Annotated in this window: 13 protein-coding genes; 8 read left to right on the top strand and 5 right to left on the bottom strand. The window is 54.6% G+C overall.

Annotation, left to right across the window (positions count from 1 at the left end; all coding sequences use genetic code 11):
- From RUDLU_RS0104090 to RUDLU_RS0104080, 3 genes are all read left to right on the top strand, one after another.
- On the top strand, positions 1-1,722 hold the full coding sequence (locus RUDLU_RS0104090; protein WP_019987081.1) for a GMC oxidoreductase: 1,722 nt from the start codon (positions 1-3) through the stop codon (positions 1,720-1,722).
- 9 nt (positions 1,723-1,731) lie between these two features.
- The gene (locus RUDLU_RS0104085) at positions 1,732-2,607 is read left to right on the top strand and encodes a sugar phosphate isomerase/epimerase family protein (protein WP_019987080.1); all 876 of its coding nucleotides are present in this window, start codon (positions 1,732-1,734) and stop codon (positions 2,605-2,607) included.
- A 587-nt stretch (positions 2,608-3,194) separates the two neighbouring features.
- Complete coding sequence (locus tag RUDLU_RS0104080) at positions 3,195-4,232, top strand: spore photoproduct lyase family protein (protein WP_019987079.1); 1,038 nt, start codon at positions 3,195-3,197, stop codon at positions 4,230-4,232.
- Between the two features lie 67 nt (positions 4,233-4,299).
- Here the strand turns inward: RUDLU_RS0104080 and RUDLU_RS0104075 are convergent, their stop codons facing one another.
- The 4 genes from RUDLU_RS0104075 to bshB1 are packed head-to-tail and all read right to left on the bottom strand — an operon-like array spanning position 4,300 to position 6,429.
- The gene (locus RUDLU_RS0104075) at positions 4,300-4,482 is read right to left on the bottom strand and encodes a hypothetical protein (protein WP_019987078.1); all 183 of its coding nucleotides are present in this window, start codon (positions 4,480-4,482) and stop codon (positions 4,300-4,302) included.
- A 23-nt stretch (positions 4,483-4,505) separates the two neighbouring features.
- Positions 4,506-4,703 carry a hypothetical protein gene (locus tag RUDLU_RS0104070; RefSeq protein ID WP_019987077.1) on the bottom strand — a complete coding sequence of 66 codons (198 nt, stop codon included), beginning with the start codon at positions 4,701-4,703 and terminating at the stop codon, positions 4,506-4,508.
- 48 nt (positions 4,704-4,751) lie between these two features.
- A complete protein-coding gene (locus RUDLU_RS0104065; protein ID WP_019987076.1) occupies positions 4,752-5,705 on the bottom strand; it encodes an endonuclease/exonuclease/phosphatase family protein in 954 nt (317 codons plus the stop codon).
- A 7-nt stretch (positions 5,706-5,712) separates the two neighbouring features.
- Positions 5,713-6,429, bottom strand: coding sequence for a bacillithiol biosynthesis deacetylase BshB1 (bshB1, locus tag RUDLU_RS0104060; RefSeq protein WP_027302744.1), 717 nt, complete (start codon positions 6,427-6,429; stop codon positions 5,713-5,715).
- A 309-nt stretch (positions 6,430-6,738) separates the two neighbouring features.
- Here bshB1 and RUDLU_RS0104055 point away from each other — a divergent pair, with 309 nt between their 5' ends.
- From RUDLU_RS0104055 to RUDLU_RS0104040, 4 genes are all read left to right on the top strand, one after another.
- Entirely contained in the window at positions 6,739-7,752 is a 1,014-nt protein-coding gene (locus RUDLU_RS0104055) for a nitrilase-related carbon-nitrogen hydrolase (RefSeq protein ID WP_019987074.1), read from the top strand.
- 101 nt (positions 7,753-7,853) lie between these two features.
- Entirely contained in the window at positions 7,854-8,615 is a 762-nt protein-coding gene (locus tag RUDLU_RS0104050; RefSeq protein WP_157580519.1) for a phosphatase PAP2 family protein, read from the top strand.
- Between the two features lie 153 nt (positions 8,616-8,768).
- Positions 8,769-9,728: a methylenetetrahydrofolate reductase [NAD(P)H] gene (metF, locus tag RUDLU_RS0104045; protein ID WP_019987072.1), complete on the top strand. Its 960-nt coding sequence runs from the start codon at positions 8,769-8,771 to the stop codon at positions 9,726-9,728.
- Positions 9,729-9,838: 110 nt separating this feature from the next.
- A complete protein-coding gene (locus RUDLU_RS0104040) occupies positions 9,839-10,270 on the top strand; it encodes a nuclear transport factor 2 family protein (RefSeq protein ID WP_027302743.1) in 432 nt (143 codons plus the stop codon).
- Between the two features lie 80 nt (positions 10,271-10,350).
- Here the strand turns inward: RUDLU_RS0104040 and RUDLU_RS0104035 are convergent, their stop codons facing one another.
- A complete protein-coding gene (locus tag RUDLU_RS0104035; protein ID WP_019987070.1) occupies positions 10,351-11,253 on the bottom strand; it encodes a YciE/YciF ferroxidase family protein in 903 nt (300 codons plus the stop codon).
- Positions 11,254-11,571: 318 nt separating this feature from the next.
- Between RUDLU_RS0104035 and topA the strand changes: the two genes are divergently transcribed.
- Entirely contained in the window at positions 11,572-14,211 is a 2,640-nt protein-coding gene (gene topA, locus RUDLU_RS0104030) for a type I DNA topoisomerase (protein ID WP_019987069.1), read from the top strand.
- Positions 14,212-14,319: the final 108 nt, after the last annotated feature.

The raw sequence follows: 14,319 nt of genomic DNA, 5'->3' as shown, positions 1-14,319 counted from the left end.
ATGGCAAACTTTCTGATTGATGCGGCCAAACAAATGACCTACGACGCCATCGTGATTGGCTCTGGGATCAGTGGGGGATGGGCCGCCAAAGAACTGTGCGAAAAAGGGCTTAAGACGCTCGTGCTGGAGCGCGGCCGCGATGTGAAGCACGTGACCGATTACCCCACCGCCAACCTAAACCCGTGGGAGTTTCCGCATCGGGGGCAGGTGCCGCTGGCCGTGCGGGAGCAGTACGGCGACATCCGCTCGTTCATGCGCGAAGAAACCCTGCATTGGGCTATCAAACCCGATGAGCAGCCGTTTGTGCAGGAGCAGCCCTTTACCTGGACACGGGGTTACCACGTAGGCGGTAAGTCGTTGCTTTGGGCGCGGCAAACCCAGCGTTGGAGCGAATTTGATTTTGACGGCCCCGCCCGCGATGGGTTTGCGGTCGATTGGCCCATCCGCTACCGTGATTTGGCCCCCTGGTACAGCCATGTGGAGAAATTTGCGGGTATTTCGGGGAATAAAGATGGCTTGCCGCACCTGCCCGATGGGGAGTTTCTGCCACCTATCGAGCTCAATTGCGTGGAGTCGCACCTGAAACAGACGATTGCCCGGCACTTCACCGACCGGCAGTTGGTTCAGGGGCGGTGTGCGCATATCACCCAGCCGCAGCCGGTGCATACAGCGCAGGGCCGGGCGCAGTGCCAGCACCGGGCGTTGTGCGTGCGTGGGTGCCCCTTTGGTGGATATTTCAGCAGCAACGCCAGCACCTTGCCCTGGGCTGAGCGCACCGGCAACATGACCCTGCGGCCCCATTCGGTGGTGCATTCGATTATCTACGACGACCGGAAAGGCCGCGCTACCGGAGTACGGGTTGTCGATGCCAATAGCTTGCAGATGATGGAGTTTTACGCCCGTATCATTTTCGTGAATGGCTCGGCCCTGAACAGCAATCTGATTTTGCTCAACTCCACGTCAAACCGGTTTCCGAATGGACTCGGTAACGATAGCGGACTACTGGGTAAATACATTGCCTGGCACAATTATCGAGGCAAAATTTCGGCCGAGTACGACGGTTTTCCGGACCAGACAACCGACGGGCGCAATCCGAGTAACGGCTACATTCCGCGTTTTCGGAACCTGTACCGGCAGGAGACGACCGGGCTGGCGTCCCAGTTTTTGCGGGGCTACGCTACGGGTGTGGGGGGCGGCCGGGGGCTGCAAACCAACCGCGAGGGCGTGGGGCTGGCGCTGAAAGAAAACCTGCTGCACCCCAAACTGGGTCCGTGGCACATTAGCGGCTGGATGCAGGGCGAGACCATTCCGCTCGAAAAAAATCACGTACGGCTTGACCCCATCTGGAAAGACAAATACGGCATTCCCTTGCTGGTAACCTCGGCGGGCTGGTCGGAGAATGACGACCGAATGGTAAACGATTTTTTGGAGCAAATGACGGAGATGTTCACGCTGGCTGGCTTTAAGAATATAAAGGCCGTGGATACCCATTCAAACCCCGGTTCCGACATTCACGAGATGGGTGGTGTACGCATGGGTAAAGACCCCAAAACGTCGTTGCTCAATCAATGGAATGCCTTACACCATTGCAAAAATGTGTTTGTGACCGATGGGGCTTGCATGACCTCCACATCGACCCAAAACCCGTCGCTGACGTACATGGCCCTCACGGCGCGGGCGGCAAACTTTGCGGTGGCCGAAATGAAAAAGAAAAACCTTTAACTGACACGTATGCATTTCACAATCACGCGCCGGCTGTTTGCGGCCGCTCTTTTATCACTCAGTCTGTCGGCTCCCGGCACCGGATGGGCGCAGTCGGGCAAGCCGGTGTACACCTTCCCGCTGGGCGTGCAAACCTACACCTACCGCAACATGATGCCCAAAGATGTGGTGGGGACGCTCGATTTGATTAAGTCGCTCGGTATTACCGAGATCGAAGGGGGCGTTCCGAAGGGGATGAGCACCGAGGAGTTTCTGAAGTTGCTCAAAGAGCGGGGCATCAAAGTAACCTCGACCGGAGCGGGTTACGAGCAAATTGTAAAAGACCCTGAAGCGGTGGCCCGTCAGGCGAAGGCGCTGGGCGCGAAATACGTAATGGTGGCCTGGATACCGCATCAGAAAAGCAATTTCTCCCTCGAAAACGCCAAGCAGGCTGTTGCTGATTTTAACCGGGTGGGCAAGGTGTTGAAAGACAATGGTATTACATTTTGCTATCACAATCATGGTTATGAGTTTCAGCCCTACGAAGATGGTACCTTGTTCGACTACATGGTGAAAAACACCGACCCCAAGTATGTGTCGTTCGAGATGGATATTTTGTGGGCGCAACACGGGGGTGCCGACCCGGTGGCTCTGCTCAAAAAGTACGGTAGCCGCTGGAAACTGATGCACCTGAAAGACCTCAAAAAAGGGGTGAAGGGCGATTTGAGCGGGGGCACCCCACCCGAAAACGATGTGGTGCTGGGCGATGGACAGATCGATATGCCGGCAGTACTCGAAACGGCCAAAAAAGTAGGTATCAAGCACTACTACATCGAAGACGAGAGTAACCACGAAGATGTGCAGGTGCCCAAGAGCATTGCCTACCTTAAAAACTTGCGGAAGTAAGCCTGTTGCTTACTGCGATAACGCACTGGGCGTTTGACCCGAGCGATGACATCTCCTTTGGAACGATGTCATCGCTTTTTTGTGCGGTACTAACGGCTTGTAGCGATACCACCCCCCTGCCCCCCTCCTTAGTTCAAGGAGGGGGATGAGACAACGTCCGTCTTGATTTACGTAGGGGGAGGCTGAAAATTTTAGTTGCTCTGAAAAGGCTTTTTGGTGTTAGGAGTGGGGGGTGAGACAACGTCCGTCTTGATTTAGATAGGGGAGCTAAAAATTTTAGTTGCTCTGAAAAGGCTTCTTTTTTTGGTTTCAGGAGGTGGGTCATTGAGGAGATAACGAATTCCTAAGAATACCATTCAGTAAGTCAACGTAGACGTTGTCTTACACCCCCTCCTTAGTTCAAGGAGGGGGCAAGGGGGTGGTCAGCCGCCACCGGTTGTTATCAACCATGAACTCTTGAAATAAATTAGGTTATACCCAATGAAATAGCTTATTAATTATTTCACTATCAATTATATAGCTGTATTTGTAGGCGAACCATACCAGCCAATTAGGTGTTTTATTAGTACACGACTCAACGAACATTCATGCCTTATTTTAATCCTTCGCTGGTGCTTTATACGGCCGATTCGCTCAATGAGCGGGGCGAGGCTATCATACACCAATTCCCGCAGGCCGAGCTCATGCAGGTGGCCCAGCACAACCGACTGCCCGAGTTAGGAATGAGCCATTTCAAGGTCAAGTCCGATGTACTGGTATTGGGTAAGCTGAAGAGTCAGGAGATTAAATGGAGCGGCCGCAGCTCGGATTACATTGCACCGAGCCTGGCTAATGGCTGCTTTGGAGGGTGTACGTACTGTTACGTCGACCGGCACAAGAAGGTGAACCCCATCACCATGTTTACCAACGTAGAGGAAATTCTGACCTCAGTCGATGCGCATGTACAGGCTTTGCCCTGGCCGAAGCCCGCCAACCAAACCGACCCGACGTACTGGACGTACGATATTGGCTGCAACTCCGATATTTCGGTGGACTATAGCCTGTCCGATGGGGTGCAGCAGGCACTGGCCTTTTACCGCGATCATCCCCGCGCCAAAGCGACCTTTGCCACCAAGTTTGTTAACCCGGATATGCTTCAGTTCGACCCGAAGCGTAAGATTCGAATTCGGTTCAGCCTGATGCCCGCCCACGTGAGCAAACTGGTTGACGTACGCACCGATAGCATCGAAAAACGAATTGCGGCCATCAACGATTTTTACGAGGCCGGGTACGAGGTACACGTCAATTTTTCGCCGGTGATTGTGTACGGCGGAAAAACCTGGCGCGATGATTACCGCGAGTTATTTCGGCAACTCGATGCAGCTTTGCGGCCCGAGGTGAAAGCACAAATGCAGGCCGAGGTCATTTTTCTGACCCACAACCAATGGCAGCATCAGGCCAATCTGGCAATCAATCCGAAGGCCGAAGAGTTACTTTGGGTGCCCGAGTTGCAGGAGAGCAAAGTGAGTCAGTACGGGGGCTGGAACATTCGGTATGCCCATCAGCTGAAAGCGAAGATGGTGGCCGTGTTTGAGCGACTCATGCACGAAGAAATTCCCTGGTGCGGGATTCGGTACATATTCTAATACAAAAGGGGCTAACAAAACCGGTCAACTTCCCGGTTCTGTTAGCCTCCTCACACACATTGATGCGCTAATCGACGCTGTTAGCGTTTTTCTTGTTGTCGGTGCGGTCCTGCGGCTCAATTTTCTCGGTTGTTTTCTTTGTTGAGCGTGGGTTTGCCCCGTCCTTACCCGCTTTGCCTTTCTCTTTCTGGTTGATGTGGCTGTTGCCACCGCCCGTTTGTGGGCTCAGATACCTTGGTGAAAACTGCATGTCTGATTGGTTTAGGGGAATGATTAACTACTGTGGCCGCCTTTGCTACCGCCGGTAGCTTTACCCGCGCTGCTGTTGCTGCTTTTCGAGTGCTTCGAACTCTTCTGCGCCGTCGATTGCCGCCCGGTGCCGGTACTGCCGTGTTGGGTGCTATTGCCGGTGCCCCCGGCCTTCTGGTCTTTGTACTCTTCCTCGACCTTGTCCAATGTGCTCTTTGCCATGACGTTGAGTTTTTAGGGTGAAAACCTACTGACTCAACCCGAAGAGAGTTATTTCTGTTTTTTCGATAGACTTAAATCTATACAAATGGCCCGATGGTCGGAGCCGGGTATTGTCAACGTGCGGAAGCGCTTTGTGACGAACCCGCCGTTGACAAACGCATGGTCAATCGGGATGAACATAAAGGGGAGGTAACGCGGCCAGGTGGGAGTCCAGCCGAAGCCGTCCCGGCAAGCGTTCAAGGGGCCTAAAACACCCGATCGGTTGGTAAAAGAGTGGGTGTATATCGGGGATAAGGGGCTGATATTGAAGTCGCCGATGAGTACGGCCGGGTTGGTTGCGTTGGCGAGCTGATCGGCCACGAATTGCAGCTGCTCGTTGCGGTGGGCAAACCAGCCGGGCAGGAGGGGAGTACGCGGATGTACCGTACTAAGTGAGACCGCCCGCCCGCGCACAGTGCTCGTGAGGGCAATAACCCGGTGCTGTTGGCGGGCCAATGAGTCGGTTCGGAAGGGGGTTCGGCTCCCAACGAGTATATAACACGGCCCCTTGGCCCACACGCTGTCCTGATACGGGTAGTCGCGTTGAAGTTCGGCAACGGCCCGCACCCCGGTGGGTGTCATCTCGTGAAGCACGAAAAAATCGGGCTGTAACCGCCGGATGGTGTCGATAATAGGTTGGTAGTCGTCGCGGGTGTAGAGGACGTTGGCGTGGAAGACCCGCAGATCCGTTTGCCCGGTGCGGGGTGGGTCGTATCTGAACAGGGGCGCACACCAGTACGCATTGAGCAGGAGAGCCGCCCCGGCCAGAAACGCCATGAATGGGCGGCCCCGGCCAATCCAGAACGCCAGCAGGAGTCCGGCCAGCCCGGTGTATTGGACTGAAAAGTGGCTGAACAGTTCGAACAGAAAGAACGAAGGGCCAAACACACGGCCCACCACCGGGGCAACCAGTAGAAAAACCGTGAAAAGCGGCAGAAACCGGGTACGAAGCAAACGCAACATTGACCGACTACACTAAGCCAAACAGATCGGTAACCCCGAGCATGCGCTGACTGATGAAGCCTTCGCCGTACTTGGCTCCAATCATGTGGCCGTATTCTTCGGCCCGGGCCCGCAGGAAGTCCATAAAATCGGCACTCGAAATGTAGCTTGCGGGTTCCTGACTGTTGGGATCGTAAAACTGACTCCGGTAGGCTTTGATTGAGGCTAATTTACCGTCCCAATAGTCCGAAATATCGACCACAAACGAGGGCTTGAGCGACCGGTCCTGAATGAAATGGTACACGTACTTGGGCCGCCAGGCTTCCTGCGGTTGCCCATCGCGGCTGGTTTGAATCATGCGCAAACCGGCATAGAAACAGGCTTCCACAACCAGTTGAGCCGCCCGGCCATGATCGGGGTGCCGGTCGTCGATGGTGTTGGTAATCACAATCTCGGGCCGATAATGCCGAATGGCCGGAATCAGCGCCATCTGGTGTTCTTCGTCATTGCGGAAAAAACCATCCCGGAACCCCATATTTTCGCGGGCCACCAGCCCCAGAATTTTGGTGGCTGCGTCGGCCTCCGCCAGTCGTATTTCGGGGGTGCCCCGGGTGCCGAGTTCGCCCCGGGTGAGGTCAACAGCCGCTACGGTTTTACCCTGGGCAATAAGGGAAAGAATGGTGCCTCCGGCGCTCATTTCGGTATCGTCGGGATGGGCTGCAATGCACAGAACGTCAACTTTCATGCTACGAAGGTAAAAAGGATTGTTGCAGCCCTGACGCCCCTTGGTGCGATTTTGTTTCGATTCCGCTATTTTGCAGCCATTCTGATACACAAAATGAGGGTACTCAAATTGGCCTCGAAACAATGACCGGCCAAAATTTGCGTTCGTTTTAGGGTGTATTTATGTCTATCCATTCACTAACAATCGGTTTGTGGTTTTAGTCGGTTAGGTGTGCCGGGTGACCAGAGCGAGCGCAACAGCCCGGTATGTCGTATCCCGTGACTAACACCGGACGTCTACTGTCTAACATCCGAACAACAAACTCTTTCTATGTATAAAACGCTGGCTCTCCAAACCGCTTGCCAAACCGTAAATGCCTGTACCTCCCGCGAGCAAAGCGAGGAGCAAATGCTACAATCTATCGAACGGGTCGAACGGCAGATCGAAGCGTCCATTAGCCGAATCGGCCGCGATACCATGCTGGTTGTCGCGCCCGAACATTTTCTGTCGGGGCCACCCCTCGGCGAAACGCTGGTTGAGTGGCGCGACAAAGCGGCTTTGGAAATCGATGGGCGGATTTACGAAGCCCTGGGGGCCATGGTGCAGCGGCTACAAATCTACTTTTCGGGTAATGCTTACGAGCAGGACCCGCATTTTCCGGATCTGTACTTCCAAACCAGTTTTATCATCGGGCCAAACGGCAACGTTTTGCTGCGGTACCGACGGCTTAACGCGCTCAACATCCCCACCCCGCACGACGTGTGGGCGTACTATCTGGAAGCGTACGGCTACGATTCTATTTTCCCGGTCGCCAAAACCAACATCGGTAATCTGGCCTGTATCGCGTCCGACGAAATTCTGTTTCCGGAGGTAGCCCGTTGTTTGGCTATGCGCGGGGCCGAAATTTTTCTGCATTCAGCCTCGGAGGTAGGTAGCCCGTTGCTCACGCCCGGGCGGGTGGCTCCGCTGGCTCGTGCCGCCGAGAATATGGCCTATGTGGTTTCGGCCAACACGGCCGGAGTAAGCGGAGGGGCCTTCCCCGCCAGTTCAGCCGATGGCGGTTCAAAAGTAGTCGATTACAAAGGGCTGGTACTGGCCGAGGCTGGCTTTGGTGAGAGCATGTCTGCCCATGCCGACATCGACCTCAACGCCTTGCGGGCACACCGCCAACGACCGGGTGCCGCTAATATGCTGGCTCGGCAGCGGTTTGAGTTGTACGCTGAAAGCTACACGGGCCATTCGTTTTCTCCGCCCAATACGCTGCTGGCCGAACCCGTCGACCGAACGCATTTTGCCAAGACGCAGCAGGCGGTTATTGACAAACTAAAGAAAGAAGTATTTTGAGAAACAATCGGAAGAGGAGCGGACGTGCGGTTGGGTTGATCCCCACCTTGATTGGGTGCCTTTGTTTTTGGGGAACGAGTTTGAGCCTGAAGGCCCAGCCGATGGTTCCCCTCGACTCGGTTTATCAACTACAGACCGGTCGCGAAATTCGGCTGATGGCGCTTGGGTTAGCGGCCAACGGAGCCGCTTTTGTGATTGGCCGGGGGCAGTCGGGCCTGACCGAAGCACAAATTGCGCGGCTCGATCCGCAGACGATCAACGCATTTGACCGGGGTGCAACCCGTAACTGGTCGCCCAAAGCGGCCCGCCTGAGCGATTTGACCTTGCTTGGAACGGTAGGCGTAGTGGGCCTGACGGGTTTACCTACCCTGCGCCAGAAAAAGTGGTTTACTGTGCCGCTCTTGTACGCCCAAACCATGTTGCTTACGCTCGGAGCCGTCGACATAGTGAAAGAGGTGTCGCTGCGCAACCGGCCGTTTGTGTACCACACTGCGGCCCCCCTGAGCGAAAAAATGGACGTAGATGCCCGGCGGGCCTTTTTTTCGGGCCATGCGGCAACCTCATTTGCCTCGGCTGTGTTTGCGTCCACGGTGTTTGGGCATTATTTCCCGGTCTCAAAACTGAAGCCGGTGGTGTGGGTCGGCTCGCTTGGGCTGGCTACCACAACGGCCCTGCTCCGCTACGAAGCTGGTAAGCATTTTCCGACCGACCTGGTGGTGGGAGCGGCTGTTGGCTCGGCGGTGGGTTGGCTCGTACCCCGGTTGCATCGGCCCCGTGCCCGTAACAAGGCGTACTCAGCATGCGTGACGCCGTGGACCAACGGCCTGGCCAATGGAATTTATGTACAGGTTGCCCTGCCCTGATTGTGCCCCGTGTTGCGAATTTGTGGGGCCGGGCGGATATATTTGCGGGTCTGAGATTACGTAGCCCGGTGGTTGGGCTTACTTTACGAACACGCTCCAAACTCAGCATAAGGAGCACAAGCCCCCCGACATGGTGCGGGGAACACACACGAAATGACCAAGATTACCGATCACATCCGTAACGCCAACGGAAAGCCCATCTTCTCCATTGAAGTTATCCCGCCGATCAAGGGCGATAATCTCAAAAATCTGCTCGATAACATCGAGCCGCTGATGGAGTTCAAACCGCCGTTCATCGACGTGACGTATCACCGCGAAGAGTACATTGAACGGCCTATGCCCGATGGTTCGATCAAGAAAATTGTAACGCGCAAACGGCCCGGCACGGTGGGTATCTGTTCGGCTATTATGCACCGGTTTGGGGTAGACCCCGTGCCGCACGTCTTGTGCGGAGGGTTTACCCGCGAAGAAACCGAGGATTTCCTCATCGACCTGCACTACCTCGGGATTGATAACGTGCTCGTGCTGCGGGGCGACCCGGCCAAACCGTTCAACACCTTCAAACCCAAAGACAACGGCTACTCCTACGCCAGCGAACTGGTCGAACAGGTGGTGAACATGAATCGGGGCGTGTATCTGCACGAAGAAGACACGGCCTTGGCGCCCAGTAGTTTCTGCGTGGGAGTAGCGGCTTATCCCGAAAAACATTTTGAGGCACTCGACCCGGATACCGACTTCGACTTCCTCAAAAAGAAAGTTGAGAAAGGGGCCGATTACATCGTGACCCAGATGTTTTTCGACAATCAGAAGTACTTCGATTTTGTGAATCGGTGCCGCGAGCACGGTATCACTATTCCCATTATTCCGGGTCTGAAACCGCTGAGTACCCGTCGGCAGCTACAGATTTTGCCCAAGCTGTTCCACCTCGAAATGCCGCAGGATCTGGTCAAAGCTGTAGAAGCCTGCGAAAACGATGCGCAAGCCCGCGAGGTAGGGGTAGAGTGGGGCATTAAGCAATCGCGCGAGCTGATGGCCGCCGGGGTGCCCGTGTTACATTACTATACGATGGGTAAAGCCGATAACGTGGCCCGCATTGCACGTGAGGTATTCTAACACGGAGCACAGGTTTTAAGGCGTCGGCCGGTTAGAAGCCGGGTTCTATTGCCTTATCGGGTAAATTAGTTCACGGCCTGTCCGGGCCATTCCAAACGATAAACCCTCTTATGCGTCTACTTCTTTCGTTTGTCATGCTCCTCTCGTGGGCAACTGTTTTTGCACAAAGCGCCGACGAGAAAGCCGTCATAGCAGCTGAAAAAGCGCGGTTCGATGCGCAGGTGGCTAAAGACTACGATGCCCTGAGCAAATTGCTCACCGACGATCTGGTGTACACGCACTCCAACGGTAATGTCGACGGCAAAGAATCGTTTATTCAGTCGATCAAAGACGGCAAATCGTCGTATAACACGATTGACGTAAAAGAACAGAAAGTGCGGGTGTATGGCAATACCGCCATTATCAACGGTCGTTGCGACATCAAAATGAATGCGCCCGATGGTAAACTTACCGATCTGCGCCTACGCTACACCGACGTGTACGTGAAGCGAAACGGCCGCTGGCAAATGGCCACCTGGCAGTCGCTGCGGTTGGCGCAGTAAACCGTAAAAAACGCAAACGAGGGGAAGAAGAGCCTGAATTGATTCTGGCTCTTCTTCCCCTCGTTGTTTCGGTTGGTTCACTACACGCCACTCGTGCCGCCCAATGTGGCATCACGGTTGGGGTTGTAGCGTGGCGTCGACGAATCGTCATCGTCCATCGACGAGCCACTGCTGTAGCCGCCTGTCGATGATGACCCCGAACCCATGCCTGAGCCGCTACCATATTGGGAACCTGATGACATGCCCGACCCTGTTGAGCCGCTGCGGTGATCCGAATCAGACGACATACCTGAGCCCGAAGTCATACCTGAGCTACTCCCGGTGTAGCCATAGCCCATAGTGCCCGAGCTTGACATACCCGCGCCCATGGTGGCTTCATTGGTCACACTGTCGCGATCCCGATAGCGGTCATAGTTATCGTTGTCCATGTCGTCGCCCTCACCGGCTGCGCGTTGGTTGATAAACGACTCGGCGAGTTGGGTCAATTTCTTATCCGTATTCTTTTCTTCGTCCAGTGTCTGCTGAAGCAGTTGAGCCGCTTCATGGTAGCCCAGCACCTTAGCCAGCGTCACGGCCGAGCCGTACGAAGCAATCTCGTGGTGCTCTACTTTTTGAGCAGCCATAATCAGGCCGGCATCACGGGTCAGTGAACCCGATTCGGTATTCGACACCACCCGCCGACCGTCATCGGCCAGTCCGTCAATGGCGTCGCAAGTCCCTTCGGTAGCCGAGACGCCGAGACTGTCGAATACACGTTCCAGCCGAGTCCGCTGATTACGCGATTCTTCCTGGTGTTGCAAAAACGCATTCCGGACCTCGTCAGTCGTAGCGGCATCGGCCTGCTCGGCTAGCGCATCGATGGCTTGTCCCTCTGCGTAATAAATGTCTTTCAGTTCGGTGATAAAAAGGCTTTTCAATCCCTCACCCGTGTCTGCGTCATTTCCACTAAAGAAATTTGACACACGATCCATCAGCGATGCCATAATCGAATAGTTTAAGGTTATGTTGAACTGCCTAACCCCTTGTCAATGATTATGCCATTACTGATTATCTGATAGTTATGCCTGAGCAAAGGGAGAAATGTGGGGTGTAAAATCTACAAATAGTGTAGACTAATTCGCTTTGTCTGCAAGTGCCAAATCGAACGGTTTAGCCTAATATTTTGTTAATTTATTACAATCTGGCTCACCTCGCAGGAAGTCGGCATGTTGCCGTGTGTTGCAACATTCAGTCGTTTTGCGTCTATATTTGGCGGAATGCGGTGGCGAATTGTGGGGATGCATCAACCTGAAAGACCATTTATGTCAAAGAACTTAGTCATTGTGGAGTCGCCTGCCAAGGCGAAAACCATTGAAGGCTACTTAGGTAAAGATTTTACGGTTCGGTCGAGCTACGGCCACGTTCGCGACCTGCCCAAAGACGGCCTGGCCGTTGATGTGAGTAATGGCTTTAAACCGGCGTACGAAGTGTCGCCGGATAAACGCCAATTGGTCAACGAACTGAAAAAAATGGCTAAGGAAGCCCAAGAGGTCTGGCTCGCAACCGACGACGACCGCGAGGGTGAGGCTATTTCGTGGCACTTGAAAGAGGCATTGGGCCTACGCGAAAACACCAAACGGATTGTCTTTCGGGAGATTACCAAAAACGCTATTCTGAACGCCATTGGGCAACCCCGATCTATTGACCTCAATCTGGTCAATGCCCAGCAGGCCCGCCGGGTTCTCGACCGGTTGGTGGGGTATGAGCTTTCGCCCGTGCTCTGGCGTAAGATCAAAGGGGGCAGCACGGGCCTGTCGGCAGGCCGGGTGCAGTCGGTAGCCCTGCGGTTGGTGGTCGACCGCGAGCGCGAAATTGATGCGCACCAGTCGAAGTCGAGTTTTAAAGTGACGGCTCAGTTTGTGGTTGATGGCGGCAAGATTTTGAACGCCGAACTGCCCAAAAACTTTGCGACTGTTGAAGAGGCTCGGGGCTTTTTGCAGCTCTGCGTCGGTGCCGAGTTTACGATTAAAAATCTGGAGACGAAGCCCGCCAAAAAATCGCCGGCTCCGCCCTTCACCACGTCGACGTTGCAGCAGGAAGCCTCGCGTAAGATGAGCTACGCTGTCGACCGGACCATGAAGCTGGCCCAAAGCCTGTACGAAGCGGGTAAAATATCGTACATGCGTACCGACTCGACCAACCTGTCGCAGGAGGCCATCGGGAAAGCCAAAGCCGAGATCGAAACCGAGTTTGGACCTAATTATGTCCAGACGCGTCAGTATAAAACCAAAAATGAGTCGGCGCAGGAGGCACACGAAGCCATCCGGCCGACCAATTTCAATGACCGCGACGCGGGGTCGAACCGCGACGAAAAACGGTTGTATGAACTGATCTGGAAGCGGGCCATTGCCTCACAAATGGCCGACGCCCAGCTCGAACGCACCACGGCTACCATTTCGATTCGATTTGGCAATGGGGCTACGCAAACCGTGCGGGCTACCTCGCTCGACGATAGCCCGTTCGATATGCCGGTGGCGGCTCCGTCCACGCCCGGCTCGTACCCCAATGAGCTGGTGGCACAGGGCGAAGTAATCAAGTTTGACGGCTTTTTGCGGGTTTACCTCGAATCGAAAGATGATGAGGATGAAGAAAGCAAAGGGATGCTCCCTCCGCTTCGGATTGGGCAGGTACTCAACCTGGGGCAGATGAAAGCCACCGAGAAGTTTTCGCGCCCGCAACCCCGTTATGCCGAAGCCAGCCTGGTGAAGAAACTCGAAGAAATGGGCATAGGCCGTCCTTCGACGTATGCGCCTACTATTTCGACGATTATTAATCGGGGTTATGTGGTGAAATCGGACCGGGCCGGTCAGGAGCGTGCCTTCCGCGAGCTTTTGCTGACCCAGAATCAGGTAAGCGAGAAAACCGGGAAGGAAATGTTCGGCTCCGAAAAGGCCAAGCTCTTCCCGACTAATACCGGCATGGTGGTCAACGATTTTCTGGTGGAGTATTTCCCCGACATCGTTGATTTCAAGTTCACCGCGAACGTCGAAAAGGATTTTGACGAAATCGCCAACGGTCGGCGCGACTGGCAGCAGATGCTTGAAGGATTCTACAACCCTTTCCACCGCAATGTGGAGGAGGTGCAGGGTTCCGATGGTGTGTCGTTCAAAACAGGCGCTCGTGAACTGGGCCTCCACCCGGCTTCGGGCAAGAAAGTATCGGCCCGGCTGGGTCGGTATGGGGCCTATGTGCAAATTGGCGAGTCGACTGACGAAGAAAAGCCTCAGTACGCCAACCTGCGCTCCGATCAGCTTATCGAAACCATCTCGTTGCAGGAAGCCCTCGATCTGTTTGCCCTTCCTCGCGAGGTTGGTTTCTTTGAAGATAAGCCGATGGTGATTGGTATTGGTAAGTTTGGCCCCTATGTACGGCACGACGATAAATACGTATCGCTGACGAAAGAAGACGATCCGTACGCTATCAGTGCAGAGCGGGCGGTTGAGCTTATTCAGCAAAAACGGGCCGAATCGGTGAGCGATACGCTGGGTGAGTTTGAAGGCAAGCCGGTGACAACGGGAAAAGGTCGATTTGGCCCGTACGTGAAGTTTGAAGATAAATATATCTCGCTGCCCAAAGGGGAGCAACTGGGTGCGATTACGCTCGATCGGGCGATTGAGCTGATTCAGCAGAAGCGGCAGGCCGAAGCGAACAAGTACATCAAGGAGTTTCCGGAAAACCCCAACGTAAAGGTGGTCAACGGGATGTACGGTCCGTATTTGGCGGTAGGTAAGCGCAACGTCAGGATTCCGAAGGAAACCGACCCGGCTACCCTGACGCTCGAACAGTGTCTGGAACTGGCGGGCGAACCTGCCGAAGGAGCCGACAAAAAAGCGCCCGCTAAAAAGGCGGCTACGGCAAAGAAAGCCGCTCCTGCCAAAAAAGCTCCAGCGAAGAAAAAGTAAGGCAAGTCCCTTCGGGGCTAAAGAATAAGAATGCGGTCGGATCGATTGGGAAAGCCTCCCGGTCGGTCCGGCCGCTTTCGTTTGTGGCCTACATTTCGTATCTTAAGA

The sequence above is a fragment of the Rudanella lutea DSM 19387 genome (assembly GCF_000383955.1).
GTDB lineage: Bacteria > Bacteroidota > Bacteroidia > Cytophagales > Spirosomataceae > Rudanella > Rudanella lutea.
Note: the sequence above shows the minus strand (reverse complement) of the source record. Positions and strands in the feature narration are given on the sequence as shown.